Genomic DNA, 18,102 nt, shown 5'->3' with positions numbered 1-18,102 from the left:
TCCGTGGTCAATCGGCCGCCCCGCCTGCCAATTCCGCGGGTGAAACGGCGCGCGAATTGACGTGCAATAGTCGGACAATTGATCGTATATGCCGAAGGGAAATCTGGGGAAAACCGACAGGATGGCTGGCCTGCCGCGACGGATCTGTGGCTTGTTTTCAGGGATCGCGCTCGTCGTCGGCCTGGGCATCGGCATGGCGACGGACGCAAGCGCCCAGCTGCCGGGCGCGACCCTGCCGTCGTATCAGGACGCCTCGAAACCCGCCGCGGATCGCGCTGCGGACCTGGTGGCGCGGATGACGCTTGAGGAGAAGGCGTCGCAGCTCGTCAACGACGCCCCGGCCATCCCCCGTCTCCAGATCCGGGAATACAACTGGTGGAACGAGGGGCTCCACGGCGTGGCGGCGGCGGGATACGCCACGGTCTTCCCCCAGGCGATCGGCCTGGCCGCCACCTTCGATACCCCCCATGTCGGGCGCGTCGCTGATCTGATCGGCGTGGAATTCCGGGCCAAGCATCTGGCCGAGCGGCACCGTTTCGGGGGCTCGGACTGGTTCGCGGGGCTGACGGTCTGGTCGCCCAATATCAACATCTTCCGGGACCCGCGCTGGGGCCGCGGTCAGGAAACCTATGGCGAGGACCCCTATCTGACGTCGCGACTGGGCGTCGCCTTCGTTCAGGGCCTTGAGGGCGACGACCCCCGCTACGACCTCACCGTTGCGACGCCCAAACATTTCGCGGTCCATTCGGGGCCGGAAGCCAGCCGTCACCGGGACGACATCCGCCCCGGGGCGCATGACCTCGAGGATACCTATCTGCCGGCGTTCCGGGCGGCCGTGACCGAGGGCGGGGCAGGCTCGGTGATGTGCGCCTACAACGCCGTCGACGGCGTCCCCGCCTGCGCCAGCCAGTTCCTGCTGACGGATCGTCTGCGGAAATCCTGGGGTTTCGACGGCTATGTGGTGTCCGACTGCGAGGCCGTCGCCGACATCTATCGGGCAGACCATCACGGCTACGCCGCGACGCCAGAAGCGGGGGTGGCGGCGGCGTTCGACGCGGGTATGGATCTCGTCTGCGGCGGGCCGGTCGAGAGCGAGCATATCGTCCGCGCCGTGCGGTCCGGCGCGCTTTCGGAAGCGGTGCTGGATCGCTCCCTGGTTCGGCTGTTCACGGCGCGGATGAGACTGGGTCAGTTCGACGACCCGGCCCGGGTCTTCCCCGCGATCACTTCGGCCGACTACGACACCGCGGCCGGCAGGGCGCTGGCCCAGGAGAGCGCCGAGAAGGCGATCGTCCTGCTCAAGAACGACGGCCTGCTTCCGCTTGATCCAGCCACGCGCCGGATCGCCGTGATCGGGCCGAACGCCGACAGTCTCGCCGCCCTGGTCGGCAACTACAATGGCGAACCCTCCCGGCCGGTCACCATCCTGGAGGGCGTCCGCCGCCGGTTTCCGACGGCAGAGATCACCTATGCCGAGGGCTCGGGTCTGATCGCCCGCGCGCTTGAGCCTGTGCCGGGATCGGCGATCTGCGTCGATCCGGACTGCAGCGCCGGCGGCGTGATGCTCGAGCGTTTCGCGGACCGCACCTATGCCGGCGCCCCGACGCAGACGTCCCGGATCGCCGCCCCTGAGTATCTGTGGTCCGGCGAAATGCAGGCCGGGGCCGTGCGTCTGTCCGGCTATCTCACGGCGCCCGAAGACGGAGACTATGTGTTTCGCTACGACGCGAACGGCGGCTACCGCATCCTTGTTGACGACACCACGGTGGTGGACGCCTGGGCCGTGGACTGGCGCCCGTCGATCGCCACAGGGACGATCCGGCTGACGCGCGGCCAGACCTATCGCATCCGCGTCGAGGCCTTTCAGCGGGCCGCCGAAGGGCGCGAGCGATTGCTGTGGAGCCTCCCGTCGGACCCCGGCGGCGCTGCGGCGGTCAGGGCCGCCCGCAATGCCGACGTCGTCCTGTTCGTCGCCGGCCTGACGTCCCAGCTCGAGGGCGAGGAGATGCTGATCGAGGTCCCCGGTTTCGCCGGCGGCGATCGCACGAGCCTGGATCTGCCCGCCCCGCAACAGACCCTGCTGGAAAAGGTCCAGGCGACGGGAACGCCGGTCGTCCTGGTGCTGGTCAACGGCAGCGCCCTGAGCGTGAACTGGGCGGACCAGCATGTCCCGGCCATCCTGGAAGCCTGGTATCCGGGCGGGCAGGGCGGCGATGCCGTGGCGCGGATCATCGCCGGCGATGTCAATCCGGCGGGGCGCCTGCCGGTCACCTTCTACCGGTCTGCGGACGACCTGCCCGCCTTCACCGACTATGCGATGCAGGGCCGGACCTACCGGTATTTCGACCGCCCGGTGCTCTATCCCTTCGGACACGGCCTGTCCTACACCCGGTTTGCCTATTCCGGGGCGGAGGTGTCGGTGCGCCGCGCGCGCGCGACGGACGCGGTGGAGGCCAGCGTCGTGGTGGCGAACACGGGGGCCCGGGCCGGCGACGAGGTGGTGCAGCTCTACCTGAGCCGGCCCGATGTGGAGGGCGCCCCCTTGCGAACGCTCGCGGGCTTTCAGCGCATCCACCTGGCGCCGGGCGAGCGGCGCCGCGTCTCCTTCATGATCGACAACCGCAGCCTGTCGACGGTGGACGCCTCCGGCGTCCGCCGCGTGCTGCCGGGCCAGACCGAGGTGTGGATGGGCGGCGGACAGCCCGGCCGGCCGGGCGTGCCGGGACAAAGCGCCGCCTTCGCCATCACGGGTTCGGCCACCCTGCCGGAGTGACCCCGTCCCATGTCCAGCGAATTTGAAAGGCCAGACAGATGAAGACCAGGATGACAATGGGGCGGCGCGTCCGCGTCGCTGCGGCGAGCCTCCTGATGGCGGCGGTCGCCTCACAGGCCGGCGCCCAGACCGCCAACAACCAGACCGCGGCGCCGCCCGTGACGGGCGAGGTCGATCTGACGCGGCCCGGCGCGACGATCAACCGGAACATCTTCGGCCAGTTCGCCGAGCATCTGGGCACTGGAATCTATGGCGGGGTCTGGGTCGGCGAGGACTCGCCCATTCCGAACGTCCGGGGCATCCGCACGGATGTCGTGCAGGCGCTGAGAGCCATCAAGGTTCCCAATGTGCGCTGGCCCGGCGGGTGCTTCGCCGACGAATACCACTGGCGCGACGGCGTCGGTCCGGCGTCGGAGCGTCGCCATCGGCTGAACGCCAGCTGGGGCAATGTGATCGAGCCCAACAGTTTCGGCACGCACGAGTTCATGGACTTCGCCGACCAGGTCGGGGCCGAGGTCTTCCTGTCGGTCAATGTCGGCTCGGGCACAGTCCAGGAAGCGGCCGACTGGCTGGAATACCTGACCGCTGATCAGCCCACCGCCCTGGCCCAGGAACGCGCGGCCAACGGCCACCCCGAGCCCTACCGGATCAAATATCTCGGCCTCGGCAACGAGAACTGGGGCTGCGGCGGCGCCATGTCGCCCGAGCACTACGTCGAGAAGATGAAGCAGTTCGCCATCTATTCCCGCAATCTGGATCGGGCGCAGACGGGCGAGAACGCCATGCAGCGCATCGCCGTGGGCTGGGACAGCGGCAATGAGGACTATACCGAAGCCGTGATGCAGGCCTGGAAGGACAAGGTCTGGAGCTGGAACATCGAGGGCGTGTCCCTGCACGGCTACACCATCCCCAACAGCTGGGAGGCCAAGGGCCCCAGCGTCGGCTTCGGCGAGGACGAATACGCCAAGGGGATCCGGGCGACCCTGAAGATGGAGGGCTGGATCACCGCCCAGACCGCCATCATGGACCGCTACGATCCCGAGAAGACACTGGCCCTGTTCGTCGATGAATGGGGGGTGTGGGCCGATCCCATGCCGGGCAGCAACCCCAGCTTCCTGCAGCAGCAGAACACGATGCGCGACGCCGTGATCGCGGCCCTGAACCTGAACATCTTCATGCGTCACGCCGACCGGGTACGCGGCACCAATATCGCCCAGATGGCCAATGTCCTGCAGGCCATGATCCTGACCGACGGCGCGAAGATGGTGCTGACGCCGACCTACCACGTCTACGAACTGTACGTGCCGTTCCAGGATGCGACCTTCGTTCCCCTGACCCTGGACGAAGGCGTCTATCGATATGGCGACATCGAACTGCCCCGCGCTGACGCGGTGGCGGCGCGGGACAAGGACGGCGCCCTGTGGCTGTCGCTGGTCAATGTCGACGCCGCAAGACCGCTGAGCCTCACCCTGCGGCTTCCGGGCGAGTATCAGACCGCCAGCGGCCGGCTGCTGACGGCGCCGGCGGTCGACAGCCACAACAGTTTCGAACGCCCCCACGACGTTGAACCGGTCGCCTATTCCGGGCGCATGGCCAATGGCCAGGTCTCGTTCGAGCTGCCGCCCCGATCGCTGGCGGTGGTCCGGGTCCAGTGAGGGGCCCCGCCGCCCAGGCCTGAGTTCAAAGCCCGTTGCGGCGCGTGTGCCACGCGCCCGCCCTGGAGATTCCGATGCCGCCGCACTCCCCGGGAACACGTCCGTCCCGTTTCCGACTGAAACTGCGCTGGTGGATCATCGGCCTGGTGATGCTCGGCGCGATCATCAACTATCTCTCGCGCAGCACCCTCGGTGTCGCGGCCCCGACCCTGAACACTGAACTGGGCATCACGACCCAGCAGTATTCCTACATCACCAGCGCCTTCCAGCTCGGCATCATGATGCAGCCCGTGTGCGGCTTCGTGCTGGACACCCTGGGTCTCAGGACGGGCTTCGCCCTCTTCGCCACGGCCTGGTCCCTGATCACCATCGCGCATGGACTGGCCAACGGCTGGACCATGCTCGCGGGGCTCCGGGGCCTGCTGGGCCTCGCCGAGGGTTCGGCCAATCCCGCCGGGATGAAGGCGGTCTCCGAGTGGTTTCCGGCGCGCGAACGGGGTCTGGCCGGCGGAGTCTTCAACATGGGCGCATCGGTCGGGTCGATGCTGGCGCCGCCGCTCGTGGCCTGGGCCATCCTGACCTACAACTGGCAGGCCGCCTTCGTTATCACGGGCGTTCTGGGCCTGGTCTGGGTGGTGCTGTGGCTCGGCTTCTATCGCGCGCCCGAGCATCATCCCCGCCTGTCCGATGACGAACGCGCCGAGATTGCGGGCGGGCGCGAACAGCACACCCTCAGCGACGGCCGCCGCCCCTCGATTTTCCGCCTGCTGCGCCAGCGCAATTTCTGGGGCATCGCCCTGCCGCGCTTTCTGGCGGACCCGACCTGGGGCACGCTGGCGTTCTGGGTGCCGCTGTACCTGACGACGGTGCGAGGGTTTGATCTCAAACAGATCGCCCTGTTCGCCTGGCTGCCCTTCGTCGCGGCCGACCTCGGCTGTCTGTTCGGGCCGACCGTGGTCCTGTTCCTCCAGAAGCGCGGCGTTCGCCTGATCGACGCACGACGGTGGGCCTTCACCCTGGGCGCCCTGCTGATGATCGGCGTGGCCTTCGTCGGCATGGTCGACAGCCCCTACCTCGCCATCCTGCTGCTGTGCCTGGGCGGATTCGCGCATCAGACCCTGTCGGTGACCGTGATCACCATGTCGTCCGACCTGTTCCGTCGCAATGAGGTCGCCACCGTCACCGGCATGGCGGGAACCATGGGCAATCTCGGCGTCCTGCTGTTCTCCCTGCTGATCGGCGGACTGGTCATGACGGTGGGATACACGCCCTTCTTCATCGCCCTGGCGGTCCTCGACCTGATCGGCGCCGCCGTTCTGTGGACCCTGGTGCGGGATCCGGGCCGGTCGACGCCGGGGGATCCGGCAAGCTCGAGCCCGGCCCTCGCGGACGCCCGGCCATGATCCGCAATCCGATCCTGCGGGGCTTCAATCCTGACCCGTCGATCGTCCGGGTCGGCGCCGACTACTATATCGCGACCTCGACTTTCGAGTGGTTCCCCGGGGTGCAGATCCACCACTCGACCGATCTGGCGAACTGGCGTCTGGTCGCTCGCCCCCTGCGTCGCCCGTCCCAGCTCAACATGATCGGGGCGCCGGATTCGTGCGGGGTCTGGGCCCCCTGCCTGACCCATGCCGACGGACTGTTCCATCTCGTCTACACGGATGTGAAGCGCTATGGCCGCACCTCCGTGGGCGGGGCATCCGGCGCGTCGCTGCGGGATTTTCACAACTATCTCGTCACCAGCCCGGCCATCGACGCCGACTGGTCCGACCCGGTTCATCTGAACTCGAGCGGCTTCGATCCTTCGCTCTTCCACGACGAGGACGGGCGCAAATATCTGGTCAATATGCTGTGGGATCACCGACCGGGCGCGAACCGTTTCGGCGGGATCCTGCTCCAGGAATACGACCCCCGGGTGAAGCGGCTGGTCGGCGAACGCCGGCTGATCTTCAAGGGAACCGGGCTCGGCCTGACCGAGGCGCCGCATCTCTATCGCCGCGACGGCTGGTACTACCTCCTGACAGCAGAGGGGGGGACGGGGTGGGGCCATGCCGCGACTCTGGCCCGCTCGCGCACCCTCGACGGTCCCTATGACGTTCACCCGGACGGACCGCTCCTGACGGCGCGGGACCGGCCCGACAGTCCGCTGCAGCGCGCCGGCCATGCCGATCTGGTCGAGGACCCGCACGGTCGGACCTGGGCCGTCTATCTATGCGGCCGGCCCCTGAGGAATCGCGGGCGGTGCGTGCTGGGCCGCGAGACGGCCATCCAGCCCATGGTCTGGGGCGAGGACGGCTGGCTGAGAACCGAGGCCGGAGACGCCCTGCCCTGTCTGACGGTGGAGGACGGGGGCGTCGGGGCGCCGGAGCCCGGGTATGTCTCCGAAACGTGTCGCTTCGACCGGGCCGGATTGCCCCTGGCGTTCCAGTGGCTGCGATCGCCCTGGCCGGAAGAGCTGTTCTCCCTGACGGCGCATCCGGGGGCGTTGCGTCTCTTCGGGCGCGAGAGCATCGGCAGCGCCTTCCGCCAGTCGCTGGTGGCCCGCCGGCAGCAGGCCTTCTGCTACACCGCCGCCGCCTCCATGACCTTCGCCCCGGCCCACTACCAGCAGGCTGCAGGCCTTGTCTGCTACTACGGCGCCGCCAAGTTCCACTATCTGCACGTCACCCATGATGAGACCCTGGGGCGCGTGCTCCAGGTCATGTCCTGCCTGCCCGACCAGACCCAGGCCGACGCCTTCACCCAACCGGTCCCGATCGGCGAGGGCAGGATCGAGCTTCGGGTCGATGTCGATGAGGAGCGGCTGCGCTTCGGCTGGCGGCTGGAGGGCGCCGACTGGTCGTGGCTGCCCGGGATATTCGACGCCAGCATCCTGTCGGACGAGGCCGCCCAACCGGGAACAGCCAATTTCACGGGCGCCTTCGTGGGCATGGCCTGCCAGGACACATCCGGCGCCGGCGCCCATGCCGACTTTCATCATTTTGAGTACCACGAACGGCCCTATCGCGCCTGAGCCCCGCCCCTGCGCGGCAAGCGCCGACGCCCCCATGGAGATAAGACGATGACCCTGACATCCAGTCGCCGCGATCTGCTGAAGTTCGGCGCCCTCGCTTCGGGGTTTGGGACGACGCCGGCCCTGGCGTCGCAAGCGACCGGGCGAAAACTGGGCTATGCGATCATGGGTCTAGGGATGTACGCCGACGTCATCCTGCCCCGTTTCGCCGAATGTCGGCATTCGCGGGTGACCGCCCTGGTCAGCGGGTCGATGGACAAGGCGCGTCGCTATGCGGCCCGGTACGGCGTGCCCGAGCGCAGCCTCTACACCTACGACACCTTCGACACGATCCGCGACAATCCGGACGTCGACATCGTCTATGTGATCCTGCCCAACGGGATGCACCATGAGTACACCCTGCGCGCGGCGGCTGCGGGCAAGCACGTCATGTGCGAGAAGCCCATGGCCAATACGGCCGCCCAGGCCGAGGCCATGATCGCCGCGTGTCGCGCCGCCGACCGCAAGCTGATGATCGGCTATCGCAGCCACTTCGAACCCAACAACCGGGAGGCCATGCGCATCGCCCGGTCGGGCGAGCTGGGCCGGTTGCACATCGTGGCGGCCGAGACCGGCTTCAACATCGGCGACCCCTCCCAGTGGCGTCTGAACCGGGCCTTGGCGGGCGGCGGATCGCTGATGGACATCGGCATCTACAGCCTTCAGGCCGCCCGCTATCTCACCGGCGAGGAACCGGTTGCGGTGTCCGCGATGGAATCCACCGATCGCACCGACATCCGGTTCAGGGAGGTCGAGGATACGATCAACTTCATGCTGAAATTTCCGTCGGGCGTCGTGGCTGACTGCGTCTCTTCGTATGGATCAAACCACAACCGTTACCGGGTGGTGGGCAAGGACGGCTGGCTCGACGCCGAGCCCGCGACGGCCTACGCCGGCAATCGCCTTCGCCTTCGCAAGGGCGGCGAGACCGTCGACCATCCGGCCCCGGCGCTGGCGACCAACCAGTTCTCGGGCATGCTCGACCATCTCTCGCAGTGCGTGATGACGAATGCGGAGCCGATCGTTTCCGGCGAAGAAGGCCTGCGCGACATGCGGATCATCGAGGCCATCTATGCATCGGCGCGCGAAGGCCGGACGATCACGCTCTGACGTCCCGGACGGGCGCGCGGGACAGTCGGGGCAGGACGACAAAGACCAGCCCCGCCGCGACGGTCAGGCAGGCCGCAGGAAACAGCATCGGCAGGAGGTCGCTGCCGGTCGCCTGTTTGATCGCCGGCACGACGGTCTGCGCCACGAAGCCGCCCAGGTTGCCGATGGAATTGATCGCCGCGATGCCGGCCGCCGCGCCCGCGCCGCGCAGGAAGGTCGGCGGCAGGCTCCAGAAGACGGGCTGGGCGGCGAAGATCGCCGGGGCGGCGATGCAGAGCAGGGCGAACTTGGCCACCGCTCCAGGCACGACGACGCTGAGCACCAGACAGGCGGCGCCGACAAGCGCCGGCCCGGCGATGTGCCAGGCGCTGTTGCCGACCCGCGCGGCATGACGCGGCAGGATCCACAGGGCGATCCCGACCAGGATCCAGGGAATGACGTTCAGCATGCCGTTGACGGTGTTGGAGACGCCGAACCCCTTTACCACCGTCGGCAGCCAGTAGCTGAGCCCATAGGCGGCCAGGGGAAAGCCGACGTACATCACAGCCAGCAGCAGGACCCGCCGGTCCAGCATGGCGCGCCAGGGCGAGGCGTGATCCGTCGCGGGCGAGGCCTCGGCCTCGGTCCGCAACTCGTCGGAGATCCAGGCCTTCTGCGCCGGCTCCAGCCATGGCGCGGTCTCCGGCCCGTTGGGCAGGCGCCACAGCACATAGGGGGCCAGCAGCACTGCCGGCAGGCCGGTGGCGATGAAGACCCATTGCCACCCCGCCAGCCCGCCCAGTCCGTCGAGGTCCAGCAGGGCGCCGCCGATCAGCGCGCCCACGGCATTGGCCGCCGCGCTGGCGATCATGAAGGCGCCGATCATCCGTCCCCGGTGGGACTGGGGATACCAGAGGGTCAGGACATAGAGGACGCCAGGAAAGAAGCCCGCTTCGGCGGCGCCGAGCAGAAAGCGCAGGAGGTAGAACATGGCCGGGCTGTTGGTGAAGCCCAGCGCCACGGTGATCACCCCCCAGGTGGCCATGATCCGTGTGAACCAGACGCGCGCGCCCACCCTGGCCAGCACGAGGTTGGCGGGCGCCTCGAACAGGAAATAGCCGATGAAGAACAGGGCCGCGCCCAGGCCATAGACCGCCTCGCTCATGCCCAGCGCCTCCGCCATCTGCAGCTTGGCGTAGGAGACGTTCTGACGATCGATATAGGCGATCAGGTACATCAGGCAGAACAGCGGCATCAGCCGGCCGGTGATCCGGCGCAGCGTCGATGCGCCCACCCGGTCGCGCTCTCGGACTTCGGTCATGTCATGCCCCCTGAACCGTTCCATCGTCGCACCGGCCCGTTCCCGGCTTTGCGTCGTCGAACCTTTGGTCTAGGGCTGTTTTGGTAGGATTGACAACGTTGTCTGAAGGGCGGGGCATGCCGGGACGGATCATCTTTGCACTGGCCTGCGCCTGCGCTGTCCTCGCAGGCTCTGCGACCGCGCAATCGTCGGACCAGCCGTCGGCGAGGGTTCGCGATCTGCTGGATCGCATGACGCTGGACGAGAAGATCGGCCAGCTGAACCAGGTGCCGGGCGGGCGCCAGCGCGCGCTGAACTCGCGCCTTGATGCGGCGGCCCTGGACCGGGTGCGGCGCGGCGAGATCGGCTCCTTCCTGCATGTGGCCGGCGCCGCCCAGATCCGTGACCTGCAGAGGGTGGCGGTCGAGGAGTCCCGCCTTGGCATACCGCTGCTGTTCGGCATGGATGTGGTGCATGGATACAGGACGCTGTTTCCTGTGCCCCTCGCCCTGGCGGCGAGCTGGGACCCGGGACTGGTCGAGCAGACCGCGCGCGTGGCGGCGGTCGAGGCGACGGCCGCGGGTCTGAACTGGACGTTTTCTCCCATGGTGGACATCGCCCGTGATGCGCGCTGGGGTCGGGTCGTCGAGGGGGCGGGGGAGGATCCCTACCTCGGCTCCGTTCTGGCTTCGGCCCAGGTGCGAGGCTATCAGGGCGCATCTCTGACCGATTCCGCCTCGATCCTGGCCACCGCCAAACATTTCGTCGGCTACGGCGCGGCCGAGGGCGGACGGGACTACGACAGCGCCGACATTTCCGAACGCACCCTGAACGAGGTCTATCTGCCGCCGTTTCATGCGGCGGCGAGAGCGGGCGCCGGGTCGATGATGACCGCGTTCAATGATATCGGCGGCGTGCCGCTGACGGCGCATCCAGCTCTGGTGCGGGGTCTGCTTCGCGGCGACTGGGGCTATGACGGCCTGATCGTCAGCGACTGGAACGCCATTCCCGAACTGCTCAATCACGGCGTCGCCGGCACGGCCCGGGAGGCCGGCGCCCTGGCCCTGCGCGGCGGGGTCGACATGGACATGGCGGGCAACCTCTACTCGGCCGAGCTGAAGGGGGCTGTCGAGGCGGACCCCGCGCTCCTGCCGATGCTGGACCAGGCCGTCGTAGCCGTGCTGACCGCCAAGGAGCGGCTCGGCCTGTTCGACAGTCCCTACGGCCGCGCCGATCCGGCGCGCGAGGCCGCCGCCATGCTGACGCCCGACCACCGCGCCCTCTCCCGCGAGGCCGCGCGCCGCTCGATCGTCCTGCTGAAGAACGAGGGCGATCTGCTTCCGATCGCAGCGTCGTCGCGCCGGATCGCCGTCATCGGCGCCCTGGCTGAGGACGCCAACTCCTCCCTCGGCAGCTGGCGCGCCCAGGGCAGGGTCGAGGATGTCCGGCCGCTGCTTCCGGCCCTGCGGGACGCCCTGCCGGATGCGGTGATCACCTATGCGCAGGGCTATCGTCCTGAGACGGCCCGGGCCATTGCCGTCACGGCCGCGGGCGAGGGGGCGCAAGGCGTGCTGGAGGTCTCGGACGCCGAGGCCCTGGCCCGGGCCGTCGAGGTCGCCAGGGCGGCGGATATGGTGCTTCTGGTCGTCGGGGAGCATTTCGACCGGTCGGGCGAGGCCCGCAGCTATACCGATATCGGCCTCAGCCCCGCCCAGGACGCCCTGGCCGCCGCTGTCCTTGATACCGGCAAGCCGGTGGTGGTGATCCTGATGAACGGCCGGCCGCTGGCGATCCCGCAAATCGCGGAACGCGCCCCGGCGATCCTCGAGACCTGGTTCCTCGGCGTCGAAAGCGGACCGGCCATCGCCGACATCCTGACCGGCCGGATGTCGCCCGGAGGGCGTCTTCCGATCAGCTTCCCCCGCGCGGACGGCGCCGCCCCGTTGACCTATGCCCACCTTCCGACCGGGCGTCCCGCCTCGGAGGAACTGACGCGCGACACCGCTCGCTATCGCGACCAGCCCGTCACGCCCCTGTTCGCGTTCGGCCATGGGCTGAGTTACGCTCGCTTCGACTACAGCGACCTGCAACTGAGCCGGACTAAGGTCGGCCCCGAGGGGCAGGTCGAGGTCCGTGTGACCGTTCGCAACACCTCGGCCGTCCCCGCCGACGAGGTGGTGCAACTGTATGTCCGTGACCCGGTCGCCGCCGTCTCACGCCCTGTGCAGGAGTTGCGGGGCTTTCGCCGGGTGGCCCTGGGCGCCGGTCAGGCCAAGCGTGTGCGGTTTACCCTGACTCCTGACCAGGTCGCTTTCTGGGACGCCGGGAAATGGCATGTCCAGGCCGGGGAGATCCAGGTCATGGTGGGCGCCTCGTCCGCCGACATCCGGGCCCGAACCGCCTTCACCATCACCTCGAACCGTGTGACCGATGTTCCGGCCGCCGCCATCTCCACCCCCTCCGCCGAGGAGCCTGTGCCTTGAGCCTGTCCCGCCGCCTTGTCATCGCCGGGGCTGCGGCCCTGTCCGCCACCGCCTGCCGGAGCGTCGCCATGCCGGAGGCGGAAGGCGCCTATCCAACCTTGGGACGGATTGTGCGCGACGACCCGGCGCTCGACCGTCTGATCGCGCCGGGCGCCGTGATCGAGAAACTGGCGGACGGCTTCACCTGGTCGGAGGGGCCGGTGTGGATCGCCGACGGCGGCTTTCTGCTGTTCAGCGACGTGCCCCGGAACAGGATCCACCGCTGGTCGCCGGCGGACGGGCTCTCGGTCTTCATGGAGCCGTCAGGGTTCGACGGGACCGATGCATCCGGCTTCCGCGAGCCCGGTTCGAACGGGCTGATCGCCGGGCCGGCGGGGTCGATCCTGATGGCTGACCACGGCAACCGGGCGATCGCCCAGGTCGATCTGGCCACCCGGCGCAAGACCCTGCTGGCCACGCACTACGACGGCAAACGCTTCAACTCGCCCAATGATCTGGTCCGGTCGAGGAACGGTGCGCTCTTCTTCACTGATCCGCCCTATGGCCTTGAGGGGATGAACGCCTCGCCGCTGAAGGAACAGCCTCACAACGGCGTGTACCGGCTCGATCCGGACGGCGCAGTCACCCTGCTGGAGTCCGGCCTGACGTTTCCGAACGGGGTCGCCCTGTCGCCGGATGAGCGCACCCTCTATGTGCCCGTTTCCGATCCCGAGCGTGCGGTGGTGATGGCCTATGATCTGAGCCCGGCCGGCGCCCTGTCCAGGGGCCGGGTGCTGAAGGACTTCACGCCCATGGTCGGCGACGCCCATCCCGGCCTGCCCGACGGTCTGGCCATCGACGCCGCAGGCCATCTGTTCGTGACCGGTCCGGGCGGCGTTCATGTGCTGACGCCCGAAGGCCGTTCCCTGGGTCGCATCGACACGGGGGGAGCGACCGCCAACTGCAAGTTCGGGGGCGACGGCCGGACGTTGTACATCACCGCCGGCGCCAATCTGGCGCGCGTCAGAACTCTGACCCGGGGCGCGCGGTGACCCTGGGAAGGCGTGTTCCGGACGTCGAACGCGCCGTCAGTTTGACCGGGGCGACGCCGCCGGCGCGGTCGTCGCGCCCCTGACAGGCGTCAGGGTGCAACCGCCGCCGATCGGCGCGGCGATGGCGCAGGGTATGACCCGGTCGGTGACCTCGTCCTTGACGTGGAAGATGTAACCGTCCGCCCCGGCGCACCGGGCTTCGTAGAAGGCGCCGTTGGCGTTGGCGCCCATGAAGCGGCCTCCGTCGACGTTACAGTCCGCCGCCGCCGTGCCCGCAAGCCGCGCCTTCATGGTGGCGAACTGTTCGTCCGGCGTCGTGCTGGCGCATCGCGACCCGGCGCTGACGATGATCCAGCATTCGGTCTTTTCCCAGCCGCCTTCGGTTCGCTTGAGCCGATAGCCGTCCTGGCCGGCGCAGCCGATCTCATAGACCGTCTGTCCGTTGGATGCGCCCACCGGTCCGGCGAAATCGACCGGACAGCGGATGCCCGCTTCACGGGCGTAGGCCGCCAGGACATCCGCGCCATTCTGGTTCGCGGGCATCTTGCAGACGAAGGTGGTCTCGGTGGCCGGCCTGGCGACGTCCTGCGCTGCGGAGCGGGCGGCGACAAGACAGTCGACGGCCTGGGGCGGGGTGGAGGCGATCAGAAGATAGCCGGGCCCGGTCTGGCAGGCGGCCTCGTAGATCCTCGCGTCGTCCGCCGTCTTGCCGAGCAGGCGGGCCTCCGAAACCTTGCAGTCTGCCCCCGCGCCGGTGACGGCCGCCTGGGCGTTGGCGAGGCTTTGCGCCGCTGTCTCGCGTTCGGCGCGCGCCGCGGCGTTCATCCGCTGCATGTTGCGAAGGCTCTCGCGCTCGGCCTCCATGATGTAGCCCGCGTTCAGCGCATTGGGCGGAATTCCCTCGACGATCTGGCCCATGACGGGCGCGGCCGACAGGAGGGTCAGCCCCGCCGAGGCGACGACGGCGAGAAATCGGAATCGGGTCATCGGCGTCATCCAGATGGGTGCGCGAAAAGTCAGACATAACCGTGAAACGCACGCCGCATGGAATCAAGCCCGGCGGCGGCGTTTGCGGATCACCTCGTGTATCGATCCGGGCGCCGCGCAGGACTTGAGACGCCGCGAGGCAAGGCGTTCAGAGTGTTCGAACCGGCGACGCTGCCTCTTCGCCCCGGTGCAGGGGATTTCTGAGAGGCAGGGAGAACGGCGCCGCCTCGATCTCGAAAATGTCGCCCACGCGGGTGGCGACGCCGTCGCTGAACGACAGGGTGGCGGCGCCGAAGAAATGCACATGAATGTCGCCGGGCCGACGGAACTGACCGTATTTGAAATGGTGGTGTTCGAGATTGGCCAGGCTGTGGGACATGTTGTCCTCGCCGGACAGGAAGGGCCGTTCCCAGAGCACGTCGCCGTCGCGCCGGATGCGGCTGGTCCCGCGCAGATCCCTCGGAGCCTCCCCGACCAGCAGCTCCGGTCCCAGGGCGGCGGGCCGCAGCTTGGAATGGGCGAGCCACAGATAGTTGTGCCGCTCGGTCACATGGTCGCTGAACTCGTTGGCGAGGCAAAAACCCAGCCTGCACGGCGCGCCGTCCGGTCCGATCAGATAGACGCCCGCCAGCTCTGGCTCCTCGCCGCCGTCCAGGGCGAAGGCGGGCATGGTCAGGGGCTGTTCCGGCCCCACAAGGTTTGCGCCGTCTCCCTTGTAGAACCATTCGGGTTGCTGTCCGACGGCGCCGTGAGCCGGTTTCCCGCCCTCGAGGCCTTCCAGAAACATCCGCATCGAGTCGGTCGGCTTTTCCCCCGCGGACGCCGCGCGATGCATCTGGTCGCGCCCCATGGCCGAGCCCAGATGGGTCAGGCCCGTTCCGGTCAGGGTCAGGTGGGCGGGGTCATGGTGATCGATGGGCGCGACTAGGCGGCCGGCGTCCAGCGCCTCGCCGAGGTCGACCGTCTCCTCGACGCCGAGGCGACCAACCACGTCGGCGAGGCCGGTTCCCGTCGTGATGGCGCGCCAGGCCAGGTCGCGGACCGTTTCGACGGCGCCGACAAACCTGGCCCCGGCGCCCTCGGCGACGATGACCCGCCGCCGGCCGTCGCTGTCCAGGTGCTGGAGAAGACGCATCGCCGCCGCTCAGTCGGCCGCGCCGAGGCGATACACCATCACATGCCGGTACGGCCGGTCCGGATCGACGCGGGCCGAGATGAAGGACGGCGTATTCGGCGCATTCGGGAATTTCTGCGGCTCCAGCGCAAGTCCGTCGCCCATCCGGTAGAGATGCCCGCCCTTGCCGACCAAAGTCCCGTCCAGGAAGTTGCCTGAATAGACCTGGACGCCGGGCTCTGTGGTCAGGACGTCAAGGACCCGGCCGCTGTCGGGGTCTTCCAGGCGGGCGGCGAACTGCGGCTGGTCCGTGAGCCCCTTGTCCAGGGCAAAGTTGTGGTCGTAGCCCCGGCCGAGTCGGATCTGTTCGTCTCGGGCGTCGCGAAGACCGTCGCCGATCACGCGCGGGCTGCGGAAGTCGAACACCGTGCCCTCGACCGCCCGCAGTTCTCCCGTGGGGATCAGGCCGGCGTCCACGGGGGTGTAGCTCGCCGCCGGGATCGTCAGCCGGTGCCGTTCGATCCCGCCGGCGGCGCCTTCGCCCGCCAGGTTGAAAATGGCGTGGTTGGTCATGTTGACGATGGTCGGCGCCGAGGTCGTGGCGGCGAAGGCGATGGTCAGCGCCCCGGCCTCGTCCAGGCTGTAGGTCACGGTCGTCGTCAGCCGGCCGGGATAGCCCGCGTCTCCGTCAGGGCTGACGTGGGACAGGACCACGCGCGCCTCCGGGCCGTTTTCGACGGAGGTGACCCGCCATACGACCTTGTCGAAGCCCTGGCCGCCGCCGTGGAGTGAGTTCAGGGTGTCGTTGAGCGGCAGGGAATAGCTGCGCCCGTCCAGGCTGAAGCGGCCCCCCGCGATGCGGTTCGCGTAACGCCCGACCGTCACGCCGAAAAAATTGGGGTGATCTTCGTAGTCGGCCACATTGTCATAGCCCAGGACGACGTCGGCGATCCGGCCGTCCCGATCGGGTCCGCTCATGGACTGCAGGGTCGCGCCATAGGTCAGGATCCGGGCCGAAACGCCGCGCTCGTTGCTCAGGACGATGGCCTCGACGGCGGTCCCGTCCTTCAGGGCGCCGGCCGCCTCGCGTCGCGCCTCGGCCGCGGATGCGCCGTTCGCTGCGGCCATTCCGAGCCATGCCGCCATGACCAATCCCGCTCGCCGCATCGACCATCCCCCCGCCTTGTTCGCCGCGCTTGACGCCCCGGCCAGACCCGCACAATAGTCGGACAAATGAGGTGAAACAAGCGACCGTGTTTCACCCGGCAGACCAGGGTCGCGGGGGAACAGATCATGGCGGGAACGGCTTCGGACGGCTCAGTGCCGTCTCCACCGGCGACTGCGGGGCCGGGCGCACGGGCTGTGCTCTCGCTGCTGGCGACCCTGTTCTTCATGTGGGGTTTCATCACGGTCATCAACAACACCCTGCTGCCCCATCTCCGCAGCGTGTTCGACCTCGACTACACCCGCACCACCCTGATCGAGTCCGTCTGGTTCATCGCCTACTTCCTGGCCTCGCTCCCCTCGGCCCGGTTGATCGAGCGGGTGGGATACAAGAAGGCGATCGTGATCGGTCTGGTGGTCATGGCCGTCGGCGCCCTGATGATGGTCCCGGCGGCGAGGATGGCCTCCTACGCCCTGGTTCTGACGGCGCTGTTCGTCATCGCCAGCGGCATCACCCTGCTGCAGGTCGCGGCCAACCCCTATGTGGCTGTGATCGGCACGCCGGAAACCGGCTCCTCGCGCCTTAACCTGGTGCAGGCGTTCAACTCGCTGGGCACGACGGTCGCCCCCCTGTTCGCCGGCTATCTGATCCTGGGGCGGTCGACCGGGGGAACCGCACAGGCGGACGTGGCCCTCACCGCCGCCGAACGCTACGCCGATGCCCAGTCGGTCATCCTGCCCTACATCATCGTGGCGGTGGTTCTGGTGGCGCTCGCCGTCGTCATCGCAAGGTTTCCCCTGCCGACGATCCACAGTTCCGGCCGTCGCGCCAGTGCGGCCGAGCGCAAGGGTCTGTCCCTGTGGCGGCACCGCAACCTGGTCTGGGGCGTGCCCGCCATCTTCATCTATCTGATCGCCGAGATCGGCGTGGCGAACCTGTTCATCAACTTCGTGTCCCAGCCCGACATCGCCGCCATCAGCCACGAGCAGGCCTCGCGCTACCTCGCCATCCTGTGGGGCGGGATGATGGTCGGCCGGTTCTTCGGAAGCTGGCTGACGCATCGTTTCCCGGCGGACAAGGTGCTGGCCGTCTTCGCCGTCGGCGCCTTTGCGGTGATGACGGTCGCCACCTTCGCCACCGGCCCCGTCGCGATGTGGGCCCTGATCTCGGTGGGCCTGTTCCACTCGATCATGTTCCCGACGATCTTCACTCTCGGGATCAAGGGACTGGGCCCGCTGACCGAGGAAGGGTCGGGCCTGCTGATCATGGCTATCGCGGGCGGCGCCCTGGTGGTCGTTCAGGGCTGGCTTGCAGACGCCTACGGGCTGCAGCTGTCCTTCCTGCTCACCATGGTTTGCGAGCTCTACATCCTCTTCTACGCCCTGTGGGGTTCCCGACCGACCCACGCCCTGCCGACGCAAGCGCCGTCGGCCTGATGATTGCCTGAGGC

At 68.4% G+C, this 18,102-nt stretch carries 12 protein-coding genes; 8 read left to right on the top strand and 4 right to left on the bottom strand.

Features of this window, described 5'->3' with window-relative positions; translation table 11 throughout:
- Positions 1-151 precede the first annotated feature (151 nt).
- The 5 genes from ACW17W_RS15600 to ACW17W_RS15580 all read left to right on the top strand — a co-directional run bounded on the left by ACW17W_RS15600 (position 152) and on the right by ACW17W_RS15580 (position 8,593).
- Positions 152-2,773, top strand: coding sequence for a glycoside hydrolase family 3 C-terminal domain-containing protein (locus tag ACW17W_RS15600; protein WP_492077950.1), 2,622 nt, complete (start codon positions 152-154; stop codon positions 2,771-2,773).
- A 38-nt stretch (positions 2,774-2,811) separates the two neighbouring features.
- Positions 2,812-4,428, top strand: a complete 1,617-nt coding sequence (locus ACW17W_RS15595) for an alpha-N-arabinofuranosidase (protein ID WP_492077948.1) — start codon at positions 2,812-2,814, stop codon at positions 4,426-4,428.
- A 74-nt stretch (positions 4,429-4,502) separates the two neighbouring features.
- Complete coding sequence (locus ACW17W_RS15590) at positions 4,503-5,831, top strand: MFS transporter (protein WP_492077946.1); 1,329 nt, start codon at positions 4,503-4,505, stop codon at positions 5,829-5,831.
- The gene (locus ACW17W_RS15585; protein WP_492077944.1) at positions 5,828-7,444 is read left to right on the top strand and encodes a glycoside hydrolase family 43 protein; all 1,617 of its coding nucleotides are present in this window, start codon (positions 5,828-5,830) and stop codon (positions 7,442-7,444) included. The genes ACW17W_RS15590 and ACW17W_RS15585 overlap by 4 nt, the downstream gene beginning before the upstream one ends.
- A gap of 48 nt (positions 7,445-7,492) precedes the next feature.
- Positions 7,493-8,593 carry a Gfo/Idh/MocA family protein gene (locus tag ACW17W_RS15580; RefSeq protein WP_492077942.1) on the top strand — a complete coding sequence of 367 codons (1,101 nt, stop codon included), beginning with the start codon at positions 7,493-7,495 and terminating at the stop codon, positions 8,591-8,593.
- Here the strand turns inward: ACW17W_RS15580 and ACW17W_RS15575 are convergent.
- Complete coding sequence (locus tag ACW17W_RS15575) at positions 8,583-9,893, bottom strand: MFS transporter (RefSeq protein ID WP_492077940.1); 1,311 nt, start codon at positions 9,891-9,893, stop codon at positions 8,583-8,585. The genes ACW17W_RS15580 and ACW17W_RS15575 overlap by 11 nt on opposite strands.
- Positions 9,894-10,009: 116 nt before the next feature.
- Between ACW17W_RS15575 and bglX the strand changes: the two genes are divergently transcribed.
- Complete coding sequence (gene bglX / locus ACW17W_RS15570; protein WP_492077938.1) at positions 10,010-12,355, top strand: beta-glucosidase BglX; 2,346 nt, start codon at positions 10,010-10,012, stop codon at positions 12,353-12,355.
- Positions 12,352-13,386 carry an SMP-30/gluconolactonase/LRE family protein gene (locus ACW17W_RS15565; RefSeq protein ID WP_492077936.1) on the top strand — a complete coding sequence of 345 codons (1,035 nt, stop codon included), beginning with the start codon at positions 12,352-12,354 and terminating at the stop codon, positions 13,384-13,386. The genes bglX and ACW17W_RS15565 overlap by 4 nt, the downstream gene beginning before the upstream one ends.
- 36 nt (positions 13,387-13,422) lie before the next feature.
- On the opposite strand, the gene ACW17W_RS15560 is transcribed toward ACW17W_RS15565, so the two are convergent.
- The 3 genes from ACW17W_RS15560 to ACW17W_RS15550 form a co-directional block, all read right to left on the bottom strand.
- On the bottom strand, positions 13,423-14,373 hold the full coding sequence (locus ACW17W_RS15560) for a hypothetical protein (protein WP_492077934.1): 951 nt from the start codon (positions 14,371-14,373) through the stop codon (positions 13,423-13,425).
- 148 nt (positions 14,374-14,521) lie between these two features.
- Entirely contained in the window at positions 14,522-15,508 is a 987-nt protein-coding gene (gene araD1 / locus ACW17W_RS15555; protein WP_492077932.1) for an AraD1 family protein, read from the bottom strand.
- Positions 15,509-15,517: 9 nt separating this feature from the next.
- Positions 15,518-16,633, bottom strand: a complete 1,116-nt coding sequence (locus tag ACW17W_RS15550) for an aldose epimerase family protein (protein WP_492077930.1) — start codon at positions 16,631-16,633, stop codon at positions 15,518-15,520.
- A 147-nt stretch (positions 16,634-16,780) separates the two neighbouring features.
- Here ACW17W_RS15550 and ACW17W_RS15545 point away from each other — a divergent pair, with 147 nt between their 5' ends.
- Positions 16,781-18,088, top strand: coding sequence for a sugar MFS transporter (locus ACW17W_RS15545; protein WP_492077928.1), 1,308 nt, complete (start codon positions 16,781-16,783; stop codon positions 18,086-18,088).
- The last annotated feature ends 14 nt before the right edge of the window (positions 18,089-18,102 follow it).

Source organism: Brevundimonas sp. FV1ye29L (genome assembly GCF_058681095.1).
This window is presented reverse-complemented; position numbering and strand designations above follow the sequence as displayed.

What these genes read in the sequence shown, in the direction of transcription:
- ACW17W_RS15595 (WP_492077948.1), top strand. Translation starts at nt 2,812, where the DNA reads ATGAAGACCAGGATGACAATGGGGCGGCGCGTCCGCGTCGCTGCGGCG.
- ACW17W_RS15590 (WP_492077946.1), top strand. Translation starts at nt 4,503, where the DNA reads ATGCCGCCGCACTCCCCGGGAACACGTCCGTCCCGTTTCCGACTGAAA.
- ACW17W_RS15585 (WP_492077944.1), top strand. Translation starts at nt 5,828, where the DNA reads ATGATCCGCAATCCGATCCTGCGGGGCTTCAATCCTGACCCGTCGATC.
- ACW17W_RS15580 (WP_492077942.1), top strand. Translation starts at nt 7,493, where the DNA reads ATGACCCTGACATCCAGTCGCCGCGATCTGCTGAAGTTCGGCGCCCTC.
- ACW17W_RS15575 (WP_492077940.1), bottom strand. Translation starts at nt 9,893, where the DNA reads ATGACCGAAGTCCGAGAGCGCGACCGGGTGGGCGCATCGACGCTGCGC.
- bglX (WP_492077938.1), top strand. Translation starts at nt 10,010, where the DNA reads ATGCCGGGACGGATCATCTTTGCACTGGCCTGCGCCTGCGCTGTCCTC.
- ACW17W_RS15560 (WP_492077934.1), bottom strand. Translation starts at nt 14,373, where the DNA reads ATGACCCGATTCCGATTTCTCGCCGTCGTCGCCTCGGCGGGGCTGACC.
- araD1 (WP_492077932.1), bottom strand. Translation starts at nt 15,508, where the DNA reads ATGCGTCTTCTCCAGCACCTGGACAGCGACGGCCGGCGGCGGGTCATC.
- ACW17W_RS15550 (WP_492077930.1), bottom strand. Translation starts at nt 16,633, where the DNA reads ATGGCGGCATGGCTCGGAATGGCCGCAGCGAACGGCGCATCCGCGGCC.
- ACW17W_RS15545 (WP_492077928.1), top strand. Translation starts at nt 16,781, where the DNA reads ATGGCGGGAACGGCTTCGGACGGCTCAGTGCCGTCTCCACCGGCGACT.